At 21.8% G+C, this 2,232-nt stretch carries 3 protein-coding genes and 1 pseudogene; 1 reads left to right on the forward strand and 3 read right to left on the reverse strand.

The features are described from left to right. The 3 genes and pseudogenes from CRU93_RS13970 to CRU93_RS14260 form a co-directional block, all read right to left on the reverse strand. A pseudogene (locus CRU93_RS13970) lies at positions 1-743 on the reverse strand (chemotaxis protein); the annotation flags it as partial. Positions 744-892: 149 nt separating this feature from the next. Next, a complete protein-coding gene (locus CRU93_RS13975; protein ID WP_129104795.1) occupies positions 893-1,294 on the reverse strand; it encodes a hypothetical protein in 402 nt (133 codons plus the stop codon). Between the two features lie 148 nt (positions 1,295-1,442). After that, entirely contained in the window at positions 1,443-1,601 is a 159-nt protein-coding gene (locus tag CRU93_RS14260; RefSeq protein WP_164967710.1) for a hypothetical protein, read from the reverse strand. On the opposite strand from CRU93_RS14260, the gene CRU93_RS13980 reads away from it, so the two are divergent. Beyond that, positions 1,600-2,232: hypothetical protein (locus tag CRU93_RS13980; RefSeq protein WP_164967711.1), on the forward strand; the 633-nt coding region annotated here is incomplete at its 3' end. The genes CRU93_RS14260 and CRU93_RS13980 overlap by 2 nt on opposite strands.

Raw genomic sequence — 2,232 nt, forward strand, 5'->3', positions numbered from 1 at the left:
TTGATATTTTCATTTATTACTGTTGCCATTTGGGCAAATTCATCTTTACCTTTTATGCTCAATGGTTCAACACTTGAAACTTCTCTATTTATATATTTGAAAAATGTTAACAACCCTTTTTCAAATTCTTCAAGTATCTTAACAATTGATGAAGCAATTAATGAAGAGAAAGTAATAAAAACTATTAATGATAAAACTACAAGAACTATCAACGCTGTATTTAATGAATTTTGTGCTTTGTCTTTTAAGATTTTTGCATTTTCATTAATTTTCACTAATTTTTTTTCAAGAATAGAACCAACATTTGCCATCTTAGATATATTTGAAGATACATTTTGAGATTCTTCTTTTTTACCATTTGCATATTCATCTATTCTTTTATTTGCAAATAAATTAAAAAAATCTATATATTGATTTGATAAATCAATTATATTTTCAGCTAACTTTATATCTTCCTCTAATTTAAGATTATTTTTAAATTCTTCTACATTTTTTTCTAAAGATGTAAATTTCTGTTTAACTTTATTTGCAGTATTCTCATTAGGACTTCTTAAAAATTGATAAACTGCAATTCTTCCTTTTAATATATTTTGTACAAAAATACCAGTTGACATTTCTTCTTTTACTGCAAAATTAACTTTTGAATTATAATAGTTATATAAAAAACCAGCAATGATTATATTTAATATAAATAATATAGAAAAAGACATCAACTTTTTACCAGTGCTAAAATTACTTAACATAAGCCTCCCTAATATAAAAGTTTATGCAAATTTTATAGCAAAAAGACATAAAATATACTTATTATTTACAATTTAAGAGCCTATTTTGTATATTTTTTATAGTTATTTTACACTTTTGTCACTAAAATATTATAATTATAACTTATAAATTATTTTTCTCTACATTCTTCTTTAATTGTTTTGAAAACATATTCATCTTCTATTAATTGAACAAATATATTATTTGCTTCACAAACATACTCTTTTTTATTTTTATTTACTATATAAACAAACTTATAATAGTACTCATTTGAATTTCTAGTTTCATTATTTGTTAACATTGTTGCTGTTAATTTTGCGATTTTATATCCAAACTCTTTTTTATACTTTTGAATAAATGCTTTTTTTATTCCACTTTCTGATGTCGAACTTATATACACTCCTAAAGATAGTATTATAATCAAAAGTAAAGTTCCCATTGCTATTTTTTTAGCAGAATATTTTCTTCTCAATTTTTGATAAATAACTAACAATAAAATAATTATTACTAGCATAAAAAGAATTATTTGCATAATTTTTCCTTGTTTTAGTTTACGTTAACTCTTGATTAACTTTCTATTTTCTATCAGTTAATTAGAATAGTTTATAATTTTATCATACATAAATAAAGAAACGCGAAGCTTTATTTATTATTTTCATTGTTCTCCTAAAAAAGCAGATTTAATAATCTGCTTTTTTTTTGTCTAATATAATATTCAATAAAACTAATTTTTGTATAATTTCATAAATATAATTATCAAAAGGATATGTTATAAAAACTAAAATTCTCAAAATCATACTATTTTCAGCTTTAACTCTTAATTTATCTGCAAATAACATGCAATTATACAATGCAGTAACAACACAAACTAGTAGTTCTTCAAATGAAGCAACACAAACTAACCAAGTGCAAACAGCAGATGCAGTCAATGATGTAGATTCAATGCAAACAACAAATAACCATGAAATCAACTACTATGATTTAGGTATTATTTTAAAACTTGTACAAAATAACAATTTTAATAAACAAGATGCAAAACAAGTTGATAAATTAGAAGATGAGATAAAAAAGATTACAACAAATATAAATGAAGAACATTTTTATCCATTTAATACATCTCAATATCAAAGTGAATTACGATATTTAAACAGTAAAATAAATATAAACTCAAAATATGATAATGATCTTGCAGTATCAAGAGATATGTTAAAATTAACTATATTAGAAAATAGAAAAAACTTTGCACAGACTATTAATTCTATTATTGATGGGAAAAATTCTTTTAAAGATAAAAAATATTATATTTCTTTATTAAAAGATCAAATAAAAAGAATTAAAAGAATAGATATTAAACCTTTTGCAAAAGAGTATTCAAAAGTTATAAATCAAAAAGACCAAGTATCAGTTGCTTACAAAAATGCTTTTATAACATTAAAAAGTCAATTAAAAGCCCACTCTATAATATATAAC

Origin of the sequence: Arcobacter sp. CECT 8985, from assembly GCF_004116495.1 — a bacterium.
Taxonomy (GTDB): domain Bacteria; phylum Campylobacterota; class Campylobacteria; order Campylobacterales; family Arcobacteraceae; genus Malaciobacter.

Excerpts from the sequence above, each read along its gene's own strand:
- CRU93_RS13975 (WP_129104795.1), bottom strand. The coding sequence starts at position 1,294 with ATGCAAATAATTCTTTTTATGCTAGTAATAATTATTTTATTGTTAGTT.
- CRU93_RS14260 (WP_164967710.1), bottom strand. The coding sequence starts at position 1,601 with ATGTTATTTGCAGATAAATTAAGAGTTAAAGCTGAAAATAGTATGATT.